Source organism: Dietzia sp. B44 (genome assembly GCF_014145245.1).
Taxonomy (GTDB): domain Bacteria; phylum Actinomycetota; class Actinomycetes; order Mycobacteriales; family Mycobacteriaceae; genus Dietzia; species Dietzia natronolimnaea.
Window position 1 is genome coordinate 1 of the sequence record NZ_JAALEF010000057.1, and the last position, 15,879, is coordinate 15,879.

Genomic DNA, 15,879 nt, shown 5'->3' on the forward strand with positions numbered 1-15,879 from the left:
TTCCTCGCCGCCACGGACCCGGCCAACCCGTACGGCGCCGCGCTGCCCTGGCCACCTTCTGCGGAGGGCGGATCTGGGCACCGTCCCGGCAGGAAGGCCGGTGCGCTCGTCGTGCTGGTCGACGGGCTGTGTGTCCTGTTCGTCGAACGCGGCGGCCGGACCGTCCTCGTGCTGGACGACCGGGCCGAGGCCGTGCCGCTCGCCGCGTCCGCGCTGGCCGCAGTCGTGCGATCAGGTGCCGTCGGCCCGCTCACCGTCACCACCATCGCCGGCGAACCCGTCCACACCTCGCCCGTCGCGGCCGCCTTCGAGAACGCAGGGTTCGGCGTCACGCCCAAGGGGTTGCGCATCCGGCGTTGAGCGAACCGCCCCAAAGCGTTAGGATATGCGCATCAATGCATATGTTAGCGGGAGGGTGAATCGCATGGGGGTCGGGCACGCACACGGGAGCCACGCGCACAGTTCCGGTCACGCGCACAGCTCCGGCCACGCCCGACCGACCGGTCACGCCGGCGCGCGGTATCGGATCAGACTGGCGTGCGCCTTCGTTCTGACCGTGGTGTTCTTCGTGGTCGAGCTGGTCGCGGGCCTCATCTCCGGCTCCCTGGCCCTGCTCTCCGACGCCGGCCACATGGCGGCGGACGTGGTGGCGCTGGGCGCGGCGCTCGCGGCGACGGTGATCGCGTCACGGCCGGACCGTTCCGGGAGACGCACGTTCGGCCATTATCGCGTGGAGATCTTCGCCTCCGGTCTGGCGGTGCTCATCATGTCCGGCATGGGCGTCTACGTGCTTGTCGAGGCGTTCAGGCGGCTCGGGTCGGACGCCCCCGTCGCCACCGGAACCATGTTGCTCGTCGGCGGACTGGGGTTGGTCGTCAACATCATCTCGCTGCTCCTTCTGCGCAGTGGATCCTCCGAGAGTCTCGCGGTGCGGGGGGCGTATCTCGAGGTGATGGCCGACGCGGCCGGATCGGTGGGGGTGATCGCGGCCGCACTGCTCATCCGCGCGACGGGTTCGACGGTGTGGGACCTCGTGGTGGCCGTGGCGATCGCCGTGTTCATCGTCGTCCGCGCGGTCATGCTCGGTAGACAGGTCGTCACGGTGCTCGCCCAGCACGCGCCCGCCGGGGTCGACCCCGCAGCGGTGGAGTCCGAACTCGCGTCGGTACGCGGCGTCGAGGAGGTGCACGACCTGCATCTGTGGACGCTGACCTCGGGGATGGACGTGGGGACCGTCCACCTCGTGACCGCCCCCGGAGTGCCCCACTCCGGAGTCCTCGACGAGGTGCGACGCGTCCTGCGGGAGGGCCACGGCATCGAGCATGCGACAGTGCAGCTCGAGACCGTCGGCGTCGTGGAGTGTCGACAACCGGGATGGTGAACCCGGCAGCCCGGGGCGGTTCAGGGCACCATGGTGCGCACACTCGGAGAGCGGTAGATCGGACAGCGGGCAGAGGAGTCAACGGTGCCGGAGGGCGATTCCGTCTACAGGGCGGCCGCGAAGGTCCACCGTGCGCTGGCCGGGCGGACCCTGGACAGGACCGAGCTCAGGGTTCCCAGATTCGCGGCCGTGGATCTGCGGGGCAGGACCGTGGTGGCCGCCCGGTCCCGGGGGAAGCACCTCTTCGTCGTCGTCGGCCCCGACGCGCAGGGTCGGGACCCGGTCACCCTCCATATCCACCTGAAGATGGAAGGCCGCATCCACATCCACAAGGCGGGGGAGCGGTGGCGGTTCCCCGCGTACACCGTCCGGATGCTCCTGCGCGCCGACGACGTCGAGGTGGTGGGCACCGAGCTCGGGTTGCTGCGCGCGCTGGATCCCGCCGAGGCCGACAGGGCGGTCGAGCATCTCGGTCCCGACCTGCTGGGGCGGGACTGGGACCCGGACGCCAGCGTCGCGGAGGTGCTCCGGCGGATCGGCGAGCGGCCGTCCCGGACGATCGGGGAGGCACTGTTGGACCAGCGCAATCTCGCCGGCATCGGCACCGTGTACCGCGCCGAACTGTGTTTCCTGCGGGGCCTCGACCCGCGGGAGCCGGTGGAGTCGGTGCCTGATCTGCGCGCCGTGGTCGTGCTCGCCCGGCGGATGCTCCTCGCCAACGCCGATCGCGCGGTCCGGGTGACCACCGGGGACACGCGACGCGGGCGGGAGTTGTGGGTGTACGGGCGGGACGGCAAGCCGTGCCGCAGGTGCGGGACCGAGGTGGAGACGTTCCGACTGGGTGGTCTCGCCGACCCGGACGAGCCGAGCGATTCACTCGATCGCATCGCCTACCGCTGCCCGTCGTGTCAGCCGGCGCGTGCCACACTGGGGCCATCGCCAACGGAGGAGAAGCTGTGACCGACCGCAACACGATCCTGATCACCGGCGCCAGCGCGGGTCTCGGCGAGGGCATGGCCCGTCGCTGGGCCGCACAGGGCAGGAATCTGGCGCTGTGCGCCCGGCGTCTCGACCGGCTCCAGGAACTCCGCGCCGAGTTGCTGGCGGCCAACCCGTCGATCACGGTGGCGGTCCGCGAGCTCGACGTGGCCGACGGCGACGCGGTGGAGAGGGTGTTCGGCGAGCTCGACGCGGAGCTCGGCGGGATCGACCGCTTCGTCCTCAACGCAGGACTGGGCAAGGGGGCGTCCATCGGTACGGGGAAGGCGCACGCCAACCGGGAGACGGCCATGGTCAACGTGATCGGCACCCTCAACCAGGCCGAGGCCGCGATGGAGCTGATGCACGCACGGGGCGAGGGGCACCTGGTGTTCATCTCGTCCGTGAGCTCGCTGCGCGGCATGCCCAAGGCCCAGAACACGTACGGCGCCACCAAGGCGTTCGTCTCCTCGCTGGCGCAGGGTCTGCACGCCGAGCTCGACAGCGCCGGCAGCCGCATCAAGGTCACTGACATCCTTCCCGGGTACATCCGCACCGACATCAACCGGTCGGTCAAGACCTCGCTGATGACCGAATTCGACGAGGGCGTCGACGCGCTGGTCAGGACGATTGACGCCGAGCCCACTCGTGCGCTCGTCCCGGCCAAGCCCTGGAAGGCGATCGGCCCACTGCTGACGCTTCTGCCGGAGAAGGTCAGCCGCAGGTTCGTTTGACGGGTTCTCCCGCCCGCCCACGCCGGAGAGGCGACGGGTCAGAAGGGGGGTGGGTTGAGGATGTCGTCGAGTAGCGCCTGGACCTCGAGCTCGACCGTGCTGAAGACCGGCGCGTTGCGCTTCCACCAGCGGCTCTGGCCGCCGGGCCGGGTGTCGACCGGGCCGGTTGCGCGGGCACGCTCGGCGCTCAGGCGGGCCGCACGGCGAGTCCAGTAGGTGGGCTCCGGGCGCGTCTCCCCTCCTGTGATGGTCGGGTCCGGGTTGCGCTGTTGTTGTCTGTCCCAGGCGCGGGATTCATTGCGGGCGTGCTCGCGGCGGTAGACCCCGAGCGGCCCGGATGGTCGGGTCGTCATGGTCGCCCCGTCCGGTGTGATGACGGTGAGGGTGCCATCGGGCGCCAGGTCGTAGATCCAGTCGGAGAACGTCTTGAACCGGTGATGGCGCCGACACAGACACATCAGGTTGCACTCTTCGGTGGGTCCACCCCGGGCGGGGTCGGCGTGGTCGAAGGGGCGGACATGATCGATGTCGCAGTCATCGGCCGGAACCGCACAACCGGGATGGCGGCAGGTACCGTCGCGCAGCCTGATGCGGCGGGCCAACTCGGCACCCGGCCGGTACGTCAGGGCGCGGCGGGCGTCGTCGGCGGCGCCGATACGGGGGTCGACCTTCTCGAAGCTGGCCCCGTCGCTCGTGACCAGCATGTCCAGCAGAGCCTGCAGCGCCGCCTCGCCGGTGCGGGTGAACTCCACCCGCACCCCGTCGTCGTCGTGGGCACCGGTGTTGCCTGCACCGTTGCTACCCGCACCGTTGCTACCCGCAGCGGCGTTGCCGGGGGCGATCACGGTGACCTTGGGCCGCAACGGCGCAGTGGGTTCACCTTTGCTGCCAGGGTGCAGGCTGTCGCCGCACACCAGGGACAGCAGGGCATCGGCGCGGCGTTCGGCCTTGGAGTAGTGATAGTCCGGGTCCGGGGCCGGGGCCGAGCCCGATTCGCCGGCGGCTTCAGCGGCGGCTGCGCTCGCCGCGGCAGCCTCGGCCTCGGCGGCGGCGTGTTCGGCAGCGCGCTGATCGATCGCCTCGGCAAGGACGGCGGCCTCCTCGGTGGCCAGAATGGCCGACACGGTGGACATGCCGTCAGCGCCCTTGTTGATGCGCACACCGCGCGCACGGCTGGCGTCCTCCTTGCGCCGACGGATTCCCTCGGCGTCGTAGCGGGTGATGATCGCGTCCACCGCATCGCGTACCGCGTGCCGACCGAGGCGTTCGCCGGCCTCCGTCGCGGCCAGGTAGTCGTCGACGACGTCCTGTTGCACCTGCGGAAGCACCTCGGGGTCGACGGTCGCCATCTGGCGGGCCAGCAGTTCGGCGGCGCGCTGGTCGAGGCGTCCCGCCGCCAGGGCGGCGAGAACGGCGGGGTAGCGCTGGTGCAGGTCCGCGGCGAACGAGATCATCGATTCGGCTCTCAGGGCGGAGACGGCCATCGCCGCCACCACGTATCCGGTTGCCACCACGAACGGGTCCACCACCGCGTGGCCGGGCGGGGAATCAGAGCCGGTGCCTGAGTCGTCGCGGCGCTGGCATTCCAGCAGGAGGTCGTAGCAGGCCGACAGCCGCTGGGCGGAGGCGCGATTCTCGGCCGCCCATCCGGCACGAGCCGAGGCGGTCAGCCCGGTCAACGGATCAACAGCGGAGGAACTGTCGGAGGAGGGGCCGTTGCCGACGTCCATGCCACACCTCCGAAGCCTTCCGCCACCGTCACCGTATCGAATGTAGGTTCTAGTCTACGCACACACGTTCGAACGTGCAAGGGTCTGCCGCGGGCTTTCCGTCCGGGACTGCAGCGGAGGAAATCGCCGGGCTACTCACCGGTCAGGGCGTGATCCGGGGCTCCGGGCCCACCACGTCGAAGAGCATCGCGGTGAACTGGCCGTGCGTCTCGAGCTTCTGGCGGTGGAGTCGGAGTCGGCGGGGCAACAGGGGGCGCCCGGAACCGAGGACGACCGGACACTGGTGGATCCAGACCCGGTCCAGCAGTCCCCGGTCGGCGAACTGACCTGCGAGGTCACCACCCCCGACGATCCACACGTCCCCGCCGTCGGCGGCGTCGACCAGGAGAGGGTGCAGGTCGCCGACGTCACCGGCGAAGAACTCGACGCCGTCGACGGGATCGAGATCGCGGTGGGTGACGACCCAGCTCGGCACGGTGTACGGCCAGGCGAACGGCTGGCCGTCCTTCGTCAGGTCGCGGCGCACCCATTCGAAGGTGTTGACGCCGCAGACGATCGACCCGACGCCGGAGTAGAAGCGGTCGAAGTGGAGGTCGGGGAGGGCGGGGTCCAACTCTGTCGGTGTGTACCCCGCGGGTTCGGCCTCCCCGGAGGTCGCGAAGAGCCAGGACAGGCTCTCCTCGTCGTCGGCGATGTACCCGTCCAGACTCGTGGCGGTGCAGTAGACAGTGCTCATACGACCATGCTCGCACCTGACTACGACACTCCCGGGCCGAACTATTCCGTCTCAGCGGCGGCCGCGTGCCTCGCGGTAGATCTCGACGAGAGCATCCGTCGAGGAGTCGAAGCCCTCCCCGGGGTGCTTCTCCGCGGTCAGGGCGGTCAGGAGCTCGCCGGCCTGGGCCTTGCCCAGCTCGACCCCCCACTGATCGAACGCATTGATACCCAACACGGCGGCCTGGACGAACACCACGTGTTCGTAGAGCGCGATGAGCTGCCCGAGCACTCCGGGCGAGAGCGACGGCGCGAGGATCGTGGTGGACGGCCGGTTGCCGGGCATCACCTTGTGCGGCGCGATCGCGGGGTCCACGCCCTCGGCGAGCACCTCGTCCTCCGTCTTGCCGAACGCCAGCACCCGGGACTGGGCGAACAGGTTGGCCACGAGCATGTCGTGCATCGATCCGGCGCCGTCGGCGGTGGGCAGGTCCGAGACCGGACGGGCGACCCCGATGAAGTCCACCGGGACGAGCTGGGTGCCCTGGTGCAGGAGCTGGAAGAAGGCGTGCTGGCCGTTGGTGCCGGGCTCGCCCCAGTAGACCTCGCCGGTGGGGTAGGAGACGTCGGAGCCGTCGAGTCGGACCGACTTGCCGAGGGACTCCATGGTCAGTTGCTGGAGGTAGGCGGGAAATCGCAGGAGGCCCTGGGCGTAGGGGATCACGGCCTTGGACTGGGCCCCGAGGAAGCAGGTGTACCAGATGCCGAGCAGGGCCATGAGGACCGGCGCGTTGTGCTCGGGCGCCTCGGTCGCGAAGTGCAGGTCCATGGCGTGGAAGCCCTCGAGCAGCTCGACGAACGCGGGCGGGCCCACCGTGATCATCACCGAGAGGCCGATCGCCGACGACACCGAGTACCGGCCCCCGACCCAGTCCCAGAACTCGAACATGTTGTCCGCGGCGATCCCGAAGTCGGCCACCTCCTCGGTGGCCGTCGACACCGCCACGAAGTGGGAGGCGATCGCCTCCTCCGATCCGAGGGCCTCGACGAAGTGCCGACGCGCCGCGTGGGCGTTGGCCATGGTCTCCTGCGTGGTGAAGGTCTTGGAGGCGACCACCACCAGCGTGGTCGCGGGGTCGACCTCGGCGAGCACGGCCGAGAGGTCGGCGGGGTCCACGTTGGAGACGTAGCGTGCGCTGATGCCCGCGTTCTGCAGGTGGTGCAGGGCCTTGTCGACCATCACGGGCCCGAGGTCGGAGCCGCCGATGCCGATGTTGACCACGGTGTCGATCCGCGCGCCCGTGTGCCCGGTCCATCCGCCGGACCGGACGCGGTCGGCGAAGTCGGCCATCCGGGTGAGGACCCCGTGGACGTCGGCCACGACGTCACGCCCGTCGACGACGAGGTCGGCCTCGGCCGGGAGACGGAGCGCGGTGTGGAGGACCGATCGGTCCTCGGTGGTGTTGATGCGGTCGCCCCGGAACATCGCGGCCCGCTGGGCCGGCAGCCGTGCGGCGTGGGCCAGCTCGGTCAGAGCGCTCAGGACCTCGTCGGTGACCAGGTGCTTGGACAGGTCGACGTGCAGATCGCCCGCGGTGACCGCCATGCGGCGACCCCGTTCCGGATCGGCGGCGAACAGCTCACGGAGGGTCACCTCGCCGATCGCCGGTACGAGATCCTCGATCGCCGACCACTGTGGTGTCGTGCTGATGTCCGTCATTGCCGCTCCTGCCCAGTGTTGCCGCCCGGGGATCGCCCGCCGTCTGACAGCGAGGTTAGTCGGGAATACGGGGGCCCCGCCGCCCGTTCCAGACACGTGACCCCCATGACTCCTCCGGACCACCCCTCCGTGTCAGCCCAGGCCGATCGGCTCGTCGAACTGGGCGTGCCCGAGCTCGGCGGGATCACCGCCGGGCGGCTGCGGGAGCACGCCGCAGCTCTTGAAGACGCAGCTCTCGAAGACGCAGCTCGTGCCGCCGCCCCGGGGCCCGGTCGGCCGGTGCTGGCCGTCCACCCGTCGTTCGTGTCCACCGCCCGACTGGCGACCCTGCTGCGCCGTGGTGGGAGGGCGGGCTTCGTCGTCGTCGACATGTCCGACCTGGCCGAGTTCACACCCACCGACGACGTCCGGGTTCCGGACGCCCCGCTCTATCTGGTCAGGGACGTGACACGCGACGACGACATGCTGGGCTGGACCCCGACGGACGCGCACGCCGAGTTGGCCCGTCGGGGGCGCTCTCCGCTGACCATCTCCGAGGGGGTGAGCTGGCTGCTCCAGCAGCCGGAGATGCTCGAGCCCGGCAGGTGCTTCATGTGCATCGGATCGCGGAAGCGCAAGGCGGACGGAGCGCTGGATGCCCGGACGCCGGCGCTGTGGATCAGCGGGGGGACCGGCCGCGACGGCCGGGAGAACAAGGGCGCGCCGAAGGTGGGCTGGTGCTGGGCGAACAACCACCACACGTGGTTGGGGTTCGCCTCCACGGCCGGTCGGGTCGGCCGGGACTCAGCCCAGTCGCCCGCGACCGAGACGTAGGAGCATCCCCGCGAGGGTCTGCCCCTCCTGCCCGAGTGAGGAGAAGCGCTCGTAGACCTTGAGCTCGCGGGTGTGGACGAGCTTGGTGCCGCCGGACTGCATCCGCGTGCGACCGATGCGCTTGGAGATCTCGCTGCGACGGACTATCGCGTCCAGGATCTCGGCGTCCAACCGGTCGATCTCCAGTCGGAGTTCCTGGATCTGGGCCTCGGACAGCGGATCGTCCGTGCCGGCGGGGTCGGTGTTCATGCCGCGATTATCCCACTTGCTTCCGCGGAGGCCGCGGGACCGTCTAGTGTTTCCGCCCGTGGAGAACTTGAACTCGACTCTCGCGGACATCGGTTCCGTGATCTGGGGACCCTTCGTCCTCATCCCGCTGCTCCTCGGCACGGGCCTATTCCTCACGATCCGGTTGAGGGCACTGCAGTTCCGCAAGCTGGGGCCCGCGCTCCATCTCGGGCTGGTGCGGCGGAGGGACGACGGCGGGGCGGGTGACATCACCCAGTACCAGGCGTTGACCACCGCGCTCGCCGCGACCGTCGGCGTGGGCAACATCGTCGGCGTGGCGACGGCGATCTCACTGGGAGGGCCGGGCGCGCTCTTCTGGATGTGGGTCACCGCCCTCGTGGGGATGGCCTCCAAGTACTCGGAGGCCTTCCTGGGTGTGCGGTACCGCGTCACCGACGCCCGCGGCGAGCAGTCCGGTGGTCCGCAATACTACCTCCACCGGGGGTTCGCCGAGCTGTTCGGGAAGACCGGCGGCCGGGTGGGGCTGGTCCTGTCGATCGTGTTCGCGGTGTTCGCCGTCCTGGCCAGCTTCGGCATCGGCAACATGACGCAGGGCAACGCGGTGGCGGCCCAGCTCGACAACTCCTTCGGCGTCCCGGTGGTCGCCTCAGGCGTCATCCTGTTCGTCCTCACCGGTGCGGTCCTGCTCGGTGGCATCAAGGCCATCGGCCGGGTCACGGCCGGGTTCGTGCCTCTGATGATCGTGCTGTACCTGCTCGGCGGGATGGTCGTCCTGGTGCTCAACGCCGACGCGATCCCCGGCGCCTTCGGGCAGATCTTCACGCAGGCCTTCTCCGGGACGTCCGCGGTCGGCGGCTTCGCGGGCGCGGCGATCATGTACGCCATCCAGATGGGTGTCGCGCGGGGCATCTTCTCCAACGAGTCCGGGATGGGCTCGGCGGCCATCGCGGCCGCGGCGGCCAAGACCACCCACCCGACCCGCCAGGGCCTGGTGTCGATGACCCAGACGTTCATCGACACCATCATCGTCGTCACCTTCACCGGTCTGGTGATCGTCACCTCCGGCGTGTGGGAGCAGGGCAGCGACACGGCCGGGACCATGACCGCCGACGCGTTCGCCGAGGCCATGCCGTACGGCGACAAGCTGGTGGCGGTGGCGATCGCGTTCTTCGCGTTCTCGACGATCCTCGGCTGGTCGTACTACGGCGAGCGGTGTGTCGAGCGGCTCGTGGGCGCCGGGGGAGTCATCCCCTACCGGATGGTCTTCACCTGTGTGGTGTTCGTGGGTGCGGTCACCGAACTCGAGGTGGTGTGGAACTTCGCGGACGTGATGAACGGACTGATGGCCATCCCGAACCTCATCGGCCTCCTGGTCCTCTCCGGCCTCATCGTGCGGGAGACGCGGTACTACCTGGACAACGATCCGACTCTGACGGCGACCGCCGCGCAGGTCGACGAGTTCATGGGGGACCGTCCGCGCTGAGAACAGGGTGTCGGACCGGGTGGGTAGATTGGACGCCACGATGACCCACTCCGCTCCCGCCCCAGCCCGTTCCGCCGTCAGTCCCACCTCGCCGCACTCACCGCTCCTGGACGGACTCAACCCACAGCAGGCCGCCGCGGTCACGCACCGCGGCGGTCCGCTGTTGATCGTGGCCGGCGCGGGTTCCGGGAAGACCAGCGTGCTGACCAGGCGGATCGCGTACCTGCTGGCCGAGGGGGGCGCACACCCCGGGCAGATCCTCGCCATCACGTTCACCAACAAGGCCGCCGCCGAGATGCGGGAGCGGGTGTCCGCCCTGGTGGGGCCCCATGCCGAACGGATGTGGGTGGCCACGTTCCACTCGATCTGTGTGCGGATCCTGCGGGCCCAGTCCGCGCTGCTGGGCACGCGCAACTCCAATTTCACGATCTACGACTCGGACGATTCCCGTCGCCTGCTCGGCATGATCGCCAAGGAGCAGCACCTCGAGGTCAAGAAGTTCACGCCGCGGATGCTCGCCTCGGCCATCTCGAACCACAAGAACGAGCTCCGCGAGCCGTCGGAGGCCATGGACCGTGCGTTGGAGGACTCGGACCGGACCGCGCAGACGGTGGCGGCGGTGTTCACCGAGTACCAGGCGCGGCTGCAGGCGGCCAACGCCTTCGACTTCGACGACCTGATCGGGGAGACCGTCGGGTTGCTGCGGTCGCACCCGGAGGTTGCGGCGTACTACCGGCGCCGGTTCCGGCACGTCATGGTGGACGAGTACCAGGACACCAACCACGCCCAGTACATCCTGGTCCGGACGCTCGTCGGCGGTGCGGCCGGGTCCGGGGACGACGCCGCGGCCGGGGTGGCACCGGCGGAGCTCTGCGTGGTGGGCGACGCGGACCAGTCCATCTACGCGTTCCGGGGCGCGACGATCCGCAACATCGAGGACTTCGAGCACGACTATCCGGACGCCCGGTCGATCCTGCTCGAGCAGAACTACCGCTCCACGCAGACGATCCTCTCCGCCGCCAACGCCGTGATCTCCCGGAACCCGGGCCGGCGGGAGAAGAACCTCTGGACCGACGAGGGAACCGGCGAGCTCCTCGTGGGTTACGTGGCGGACAACGAGCACGACGAGGCCCGGTTCATCGCCGGGGAGATCGACCGCCTGGTGGACTCCGGGGACGCCGGGTACTCCGATGTGGCCGTGTTCTACCGGACCAACAACTCCTCCCGGGTGATCGAGGACGTGTTCGTCCGCCTGGGCCTGCCCTACAAGGTCGTCGGGGGCACACGGTTCTACGAGCGTAAGGAGGTGCGCGACATCGTCGCGTACCTCAAGGTGCTCTCCAACCCGGACGACACGGTGGCGCTGCGCCGCATCCTCAACACCCCGCGGCGGGGTATCGGGGACCGTGCGGAGGCGTGCGTGGCGGTCCATGCCGAGCAGCGGGCCATCGGTTTCGGTGAGGCCCTGCGGGACGCGGCCGAGGGCAGGGTCGCGTTGCTGCCCACCCGCTCGGTCAAGGCGATCGCGGGTTTCGTCTCTCTCCTCGACGAGCTCCGTGGGCGCATGAGCGGCGCCGACCATGCCGGCGGCGAGGATTCGGCCCCCGACGTCGGCGCCCTGGTGGAGGCCGTGCTCGACCGGACCGGGTACCGGGCCGAGTTGGAGGCCTCCAACGACCCGCAGGACGCGGCGCGCCTGGACAACCTCAACGAGTTGGTGGGCGTGGGGCGGGAGTTCTCCTCCGAGGCCGCGCTGCAGCGGTCGGCGCGCGAGCAGGGTTTCGGGGACGAGGACGCCGGGGACGCCGCGGGAGCGGTGGCCGACCAGTCCGACGCCGCACTGGACGATGCCGATCTGGACGAGGGCATCGCCGAGCCCGGTTCGCTCGCGGCCTTTCTCGAGCGGGTCTCCCTGGTGGCGGACGCCGACCAGATTCCCGCCGAGGACCAGGGCCAGGTCACCCTCATGACCCTCCACACCGCCAAGGGGCTCGAGTTCCCGGTGGTGTTCCTCGTCGGTATGGAGGACGGACTGTTCCCGCACATGCGCGCGCTGGGGGACCCGGCGGAGCTGTCCGAGGAGCGGCGGCTGGCGTACGTGGGCATCACCCGTGCGCGTCAACGCCTCTACCTGACCCGCGCCATGATGCGCTCGTCGTGGGGCCAGCCCATGACCAACCCCGGGTCGCGCTTCCTCGAGGAGATCCCGTCGGAGGCGATCGAGTGGCAGCGTGAGGAACCGGCCGGCGGTGGCCGGTTCGGTGACGACGACTCGTACGCGCCGCGGCGCCGGTTCGGTGGCGGCTCCGGTGGTGGGTTCGGCTCCGGTGGTGGATTCGGCTCCGGCGGCGGCCGGTCGTCCGGGATTCCCCGGGCCAAGTCCTCCGCGCCCGCCCTGGAGTTGGCGCCCGGAGATCGGGTGACGCACGACAAGTACGGTCTCGGGAAGGTTCTGAGCTGCGACGGCAGCGGGCCCCGGGCCACGGCGACGATCGACTTCGGTGCGTCGGGAAAGGTGCGCCTGATGCTCATCGGGGGAGTCCCGATGCAGAAGCTCTAGGGAGAGGACGTCCGTACGGGCGCCCCGATACCGGGAGTCGGTTCGGGACCGGGCCGGGCCGAGCTCGGGAACGCGCGCTCAGGCGTCGCGCTCAGGCGTCGCGATCAGCCGACTCGACCGTGGACGACTGCCCAGGTCGAGGTCAGCTCCCGAAGGGGCTGAAGCCCGAGCTCTCGCTGCTCCCGGCGCCCGCGAGGTGGATGCCCTGCTGGGCCAGCCAGATGACGGGGTCGACGTGCTGGGTGCCGCCGTTGAGCAGGACCTCGAAGTGCAGGTGGGATCCCGTCGAGAAGCCCATGTTGCCCATGCCTGCGATCTTCTGGCCGGCGTAGACGCGCTCGCCCACGCGGACGTCGAGGGATTCCATGTGGCCGTAGAGGGTCATCGTGCCGTCGTCGGACATGATGCGGATCCAGTTCCCGTAGCCCTGGGCGGGGCCCGAGTCGATCACGACACCATCGGTGGCTGCGAGGATCGGGGTGCCGTTGGCGTTGGCGATGTCGATGCCGGCGTGCATCGCACCCCAGCGCATGCCGAATCCAGAGGTGAAGGTGCCCACTGCGGGGAGGGCGACCTTCGGGCGCCGGGCCTGCTCCTCGGCGATCTCCCGCTGGGTGTTGATCTCGGTGCCGGCGTAGAGCATGGCCGACTGCGCGTTCTCGGACTCGGAGTCGGAGACCGACACCACCACGGGCTCGGGCAGAGAGGGAGTGGCGGGGGTGGAGGACGACGGCGCGTCCGGCGCACCGGTCGCCGGCGCCGCTTCACCGTTGGCGAGGAGTGCGATGTCGCCGGCCTTGGCGGAGTGGGTGCCCGCGAAGTCCATGACGGACCCGGCCGAGGCGGCCGACACCGCGGCGCCGGCGGCGACGGCCAGGACGGCCGCGCGGCCGCGCAGGGCGTGCGGGGGAGCGGGGAGACGGTGACGTCCTCCGCCGTGTGCTCCGGAGGCGGGTACGACGACAGGAGTCGCTGGTGGTACGTGCTGCGACTCGTTCTTCACCGGTGGCGTTTCCCCTCTGAGGTCGTGCTGTGATCTTTCCGTGATCAAGACGTCCCCCAAAGTAACGGATCGGCAACGGTGCCGCAAGGTAACGGGCCGTCCGATGGGGAGGGGTGGATCACACCGGTGTGACTCCAGTGATTGAGGGGCTTGGAGTTGAGTGCCGTGTCGCGAGTGGTGGCGTGAGGGGCGTCGCGCACCCGGTGATCTGTGACCCGACACACACGTCTACCCCCAGGGTGCGACGGGCGACACACTGGCCGCTTAGGATGAGGGTTGACTCGGCTTTCAACAGGGCCGGGCGAATCTACCCACGTCAAGATGGTGAGCTGATGGATCTCTTTGAATACCAGGCAAAGGCTCTTTTCGCGAAGCATGACGTCCCCACCACCCCGGGGCGCGTCGCGGATACCGCGGAGGAGGCCGAGAAGGTCGCGGCCGAGATCGGCAAGCCTGTCGTCGTCAAGGCGCAGGTCAAGGTCGGGGGCCGTGGCAAGGCCGGCGGCGTGAAGCTGGCGGAGGACGCCACCGAAGCGCGCGCGCGGGCCGAGGACATCCTTGGCCTGGACATCAAGGGCCACATCGTCAAGAAGCTCCTCGTGGCCGAGGCCAGCGACATCGCGGAGGAGTACTACATCTCCTTCGTCCTCGATCGTTCCAACCGCAACTACCTCGCCATGTGTTCGGTCGAGGGCGGCGTGGAGATCGAGCAGGTCGCCGAGGAGTCCCCGGACCGCCTCGCGCGGATCAACATCGACCCCACGGTCGGTGTCGACGTGGCCAAGGCGCGCGAGATCGCGGCCGCCGGCCACCTCCCCGAGGAGGTGCTGGACGCGGCCGCCGTGACCATCGCCAAGCTGTACGAGGTGTTCGTCAACGAGGACGCCACCCTCGTCGAGGTCAACCCGCTCGTCCGCACCCCGAACGACGAGATCCTCGCGCTGGACGGCAAGGTCACCCTGGACGAGAACGCCGAGTTCCGTCACAAGGAGATGTTCGCGGACTTCGCCGACGCCGGCACCACGGATCCCCTCGAGCAGAAGGCCGCGGAGAACGACCTCAACTACGTCAAGCTCGACGGTCAGGTCGGCATCATCGGCAACGGCGCCGGGCTGGTCATGTCCACGCTCGACGTCGTCGCCTACGCCGGCGAGAACCACGGGGGCGTCAAGCCCGCCAACTTCCTCGACATCGGCGGCGGCGCCTCGGCCGAGGTCATGGCCAACGGGCTCGACGTGATCCTCGGCGACGAGCAGGTCAAGAGCGTCTTCGTCAACGTGTTCGGCGGCATCACCGCCTGTGACGCGGTGGCCAACGGCATCGTCAAGGCCCTGGAGATGCTGGGCGACGAGGCCAACAAGCCGCTGGTCGTCCGCCTGGACGGCAACAACGTCGAGGAGGGTCGCAAGATCCTCGCCGACGCCAATCACCCGCTCGTGACCCTGGCCGACAACATGGACTCCGGCGCCGACAAGGCCGCCGAGCTGGCCTCCAAGTAGGAAGAGTAGGAACAACCAGATATGTCGATCTTCCTCAACTCAGGCAGCAAGGTCATCGTCCAGGGCATCACCGGCGGCGAGGGCACCAAGCACACCGCCCGCATGCTCGCGGCCGGGACCCAGGTCGTCGGTGGCGTCAACGCCCGCAAGGCCGGCACCACCGTGGCCCACAAGGACGCCGACGGCAACGACGTCGAGCTCCCCGTGTTCGGCAGCGTCTCCGAGGCCATGGAGGCCACCGGTGCCGACGTGACGATCCTCTTCGTCCCGCCGCCGTTCACCAAGGACGCCATCATCGAGGCCATCGACGCGGAGATCCCGCTGGCCGTGGTCATCACCGAGGGCGCCCCGGTCCTGGACACCGCCGACGCGTGGAATTACAACGTGTCCAAGGGCAACAAGACCCGCATCATCGGCCCCAACTGCCCGGGCATCATCACGCCGGGCGAGTCGCTGGTCGGCATCACGCCGGCCAACATCGCCGGCAAGGGCCCGATCGGACTCGTGTCCAAGTCGGGCACCCTGACCTACCAGATGATGTACGAGCTGGCCGACTACGGCTTCTCGACCGCCATCGGTATCGGCGGCGACCCGATCATCGGCACCACGCACATCGACTGCATCGAGGCCTTCGAGAACGACCCGGAGACCAAGGTCATCGTGATGATCGGCGAGATCGGCGGCGACGCCGAGGAGCGCGCGGCCGACTACATCAAGGCCAACGTCACCAAGCCGGTCGTCGGCTACGTGGCGGGCTTCACGGCTCCCGAGGGCAAGACCATGGGCCACGCCGGCGCCATCGTGTCGGGCTCCGCGGGTACCGCGCAGGCCAAGCAGGACGCCCTCGAGGCCGCCGGTGTCAAGGTCGGCAAGACGCCGTCCGCGACCGCGGCGCTCGCCAAGGAGATCCTCGACGCGATGTGATCCGCCCGCGGCAGCCCTCCGGGCCGCCGCGAGTGAGCGTTCCCCGACCCCCGCCCATCCCCGGATGGCGGGGGTCGCGGCGTGCCGGGGG

At 69.7% G+C, this 15,879-nt stretch carries 14 protein-coding genes; 9 read left to right on the plus strand and 5 right to left on the minus strand.

Annotated features, from left to right (window positions below; genetic code table 11):
* The 4 genes from G6017_RS02410 to G6017_RS02425 all read left to right on the plus strand — a co-directional run.
* Window positions 1-360, plus strand: a 360-nt coding sequence (locus tag G6017_RS02410; RefSeq protein WP_182615759.1) for a hypothetical protein, incomplete at its 5' end; no start/stop codon positions are given.
* A gap of 64 nt (window positions 361-424) precedes the next feature.
* Window positions 425-1,381, plus strand: coding sequence for a cation diffusion facilitator family transporter (locus G6017_RS02415; RefSeq protein ID WP_182615760.1), 957 nt, complete (start codon window positions 425-427; stop codon window positions 1,379-1,381).
* 84 nt (window positions 1,382-1,465) lie between these two features.
* Window positions 1,466-2,341 carry a DNA-formamidopyrimidine glycosylase family protein gene (locus tag G6017_RS02420; RefSeq protein ID WP_179525870.1) on the plus strand — a complete coding sequence of 292 codons (876 nt, stop codon included), beginning with the start codon at window positions 1,466-1,468 and terminating at the stop codon, window positions 2,339-2,341.
* On the plus strand, window positions 2,338-3,093 hold the full coding sequence (locus G6017_RS02425; protein WP_179525869.1) for an SDR family oxidoreductase: 756 nt from the start codon (window positions 2,338-2,340) through the stop codon (window positions 3,091-3,093). Before G6017_RS02420 ends, G6017_RS02425 begins: the two co-directional genes overlap by 4 nt.
* A gap of 38 nt (window positions 3,094-3,131) precedes the next feature.
* Here G6017_RS02425 and G6017_RS02430 read toward each other — a convergent pair whose 3' ends face one another.
* The 3 genes from G6017_RS02430 to pgi all read right to left on the minus strand — a co-directional run bounded on the left by G6017_RS02430 (window position 3,132) and on the right by pgi (window position 7,257).
* Window positions 3,132-4,823 (minus strand): HNH endonuclease signature motif containing protein, encoded by a 1,692-nt coding sequence (locus G6017_RS02430; protein WP_182615762.1) that lies wholly within the window; start codon window positions 4,821-4,823, stop codon window positions 3,132-3,134.
* Between the two features lie 142 nt (window positions 4,824-4,965).
* Window positions 4,966-5,559, minus strand: coding sequence for a dihydrofolate reductase family protein (locus G6017_RS02435; RefSeq protein WP_182615764.1), 594 nt, complete (start codon window positions 5,557-5,559; stop codon window positions 4,966-4,968).
* A gap of 51 nt (window positions 5,560-5,610) precedes the next feature.
* Window positions 5,611-7,257, minus strand: coding sequence for a glucose-6-phosphate isomerase (pgi, locus tag G6017_RS02440; RefSeq protein ID WP_182615766.1), 1,647 nt, complete (start codon window positions 7,255-7,257; stop codon window positions 5,611-5,613).
* Window positions 7,258-7,386: 129 nt separating this feature from the next.
* On the opposite strand from pgi, the gene G6017_RS02445 reads away from it, so the two are divergent.
* Complete coding sequence (locus G6017_RS02445) at window positions 7,387-8,070, plus strand: DUF5701 family protein (RefSeq protein WP_347237930.1); 684 nt, start codon at window positions 7,387-7,389, stop codon at window positions 8,068-8,070.
* Here the strand turns inward: G6017_RS02445 and G6017_RS02450 are convergent.
* A complete protein-coding gene (locus G6017_RS02450; protein WP_107746400.1) occupies window positions 8,041-8,319 on the minus strand; it encodes a chorismate mutase in 279 nt (92 codons plus the stop codon). The genes G6017_RS02445 and G6017_RS02450 overlap by 30 nt on opposite strands.
* 58 nt (window positions 8,320-8,377) lie before the next feature.
* Here G6017_RS02450 and G6017_RS02455 point away from each other — a divergent pair, with 58 nt between their 5' ends.
* Together G6017_RS02455 and G6017_RS02460 are read left to right on the plus strand one after the other, a co-directional pair.
* Complete coding sequence (locus tag G6017_RS02455) at window positions 8,378-9,802, plus strand: alanine/glycine:cation symporter family protein (protein ID WP_179525864.1); 1,425 nt, start codon at window positions 8,378-8,380, stop codon at window positions 9,800-9,802.
* Window positions 9,803-9,842: 40 nt separating this feature from the next.
* On the plus strand, window positions 9,843-12,362 hold the full coding sequence (locus G6017_RS02460; RefSeq protein ID WP_182615770.1) for a UvrD-helicase domain-containing protein: 2,520 nt from the start codon (window positions 9,843-9,845) through the stop codon (window positions 12,360-12,362).
* Between the two features lie 142 nt (window positions 12,363-12,504).
* On the opposite strand, the gene G6017_RS02465 is transcribed toward G6017_RS02460, so the two are convergent.
* Window positions 12,505-13,365, minus strand: coding sequence for a M23 family metallopeptidase (locus tag G6017_RS02465; protein ID WP_347237931.1), 861 nt, complete (start codon window positions 13,363-13,365; stop codon window positions 12,505-12,507).
* A 332-nt stretch (window positions 13,366-13,697) separates the two neighbouring features.
* Here G6017_RS02465 and sucC point away from each other — a divergent pair, with 332 nt between their 5' ends.
* A complete protein-coding gene (sucC, locus tag G6017_RS02470; RefSeq protein ID WP_182615772.1) occupies window positions 13,698-14,864 on the plus strand; it encodes an ADP-forming succinate--CoA ligase subunit beta in 1,167 nt (388 codons plus the stop codon).
* 21 nt (window positions 14,865-14,885) lie between these two features.
* On the plus strand, window positions 14,886-15,788 hold the full coding sequence (gene sucD / locus G6017_RS02475; RefSeq protein WP_182610770.1) for a succinate--CoA ligase subunit alpha: 903 nt from the start codon (window positions 14,886-14,888) through the stop codon (window positions 15,786-15,788).
* Window positions 15,789-15,879 lie beyond the last annotated feature (91 nt).

What these genes read in the sequence shown, in the direction of transcription:
- G6017_RS02415 (WP_182615760.1), top strand. Translation starts at nt 425, where the DNA reads ATGGGGGTCGGGCACGCACACGGGAGCCACGCGCACAGTTCCGGTCAC.
- G6017_RS02430 (WP_182615762.1), bottom strand. Translation starts at nt 4,823, where the DNA reads ATGGACGTCGGCAACGGCCCCTCCTCCGACAGTTCCTCCGCTGTTGAT.
- G6017_RS02435 (WP_182615764.1), bottom strand. Translation starts at nt 5,559, where the DNA reads ATGAGCACTGTCTACTGCACCGCCACGAGTCTGGACGGGTACATCGCC.
- pgi (WP_182615766.1), bottom strand. Translation starts at nt 7,257, where the DNA reads ATGACGGACATCAGCACGACACCACAGTGGTCGGCGATCGAGGATCTC.
- G6017_RS02450 (WP_107746400.1), bottom strand. Translation starts at nt 8,319, where the DNA reads ATGAACACCGACCCCGCCGGCACGGACGATCCGCTGTCCGAGGCCCAG.
- G6017_RS02460 (WP_182615770.1), top strand. Translation starts at nt 9,843, where the DNA reads ATGACCCACTCCGCTCCCGCCCCAGCCCGTTCCGCCGTCAGTCCCACC.
- sucC (WP_182615772.1), top strand. Translation starts at nt 13,698, where the DNA reads ATGGATCTCTTTGAATACCAGGCAAAGGCTCTTTTCGCGAAGCATGAC.
- sucD (WP_182610770.1), top strand. Translation starts at nt 14,886, where the DNA reads ATGTCGATCTTCCTCAACTCAGGCAGCAAGGTCATCGTCCAGGGCATC.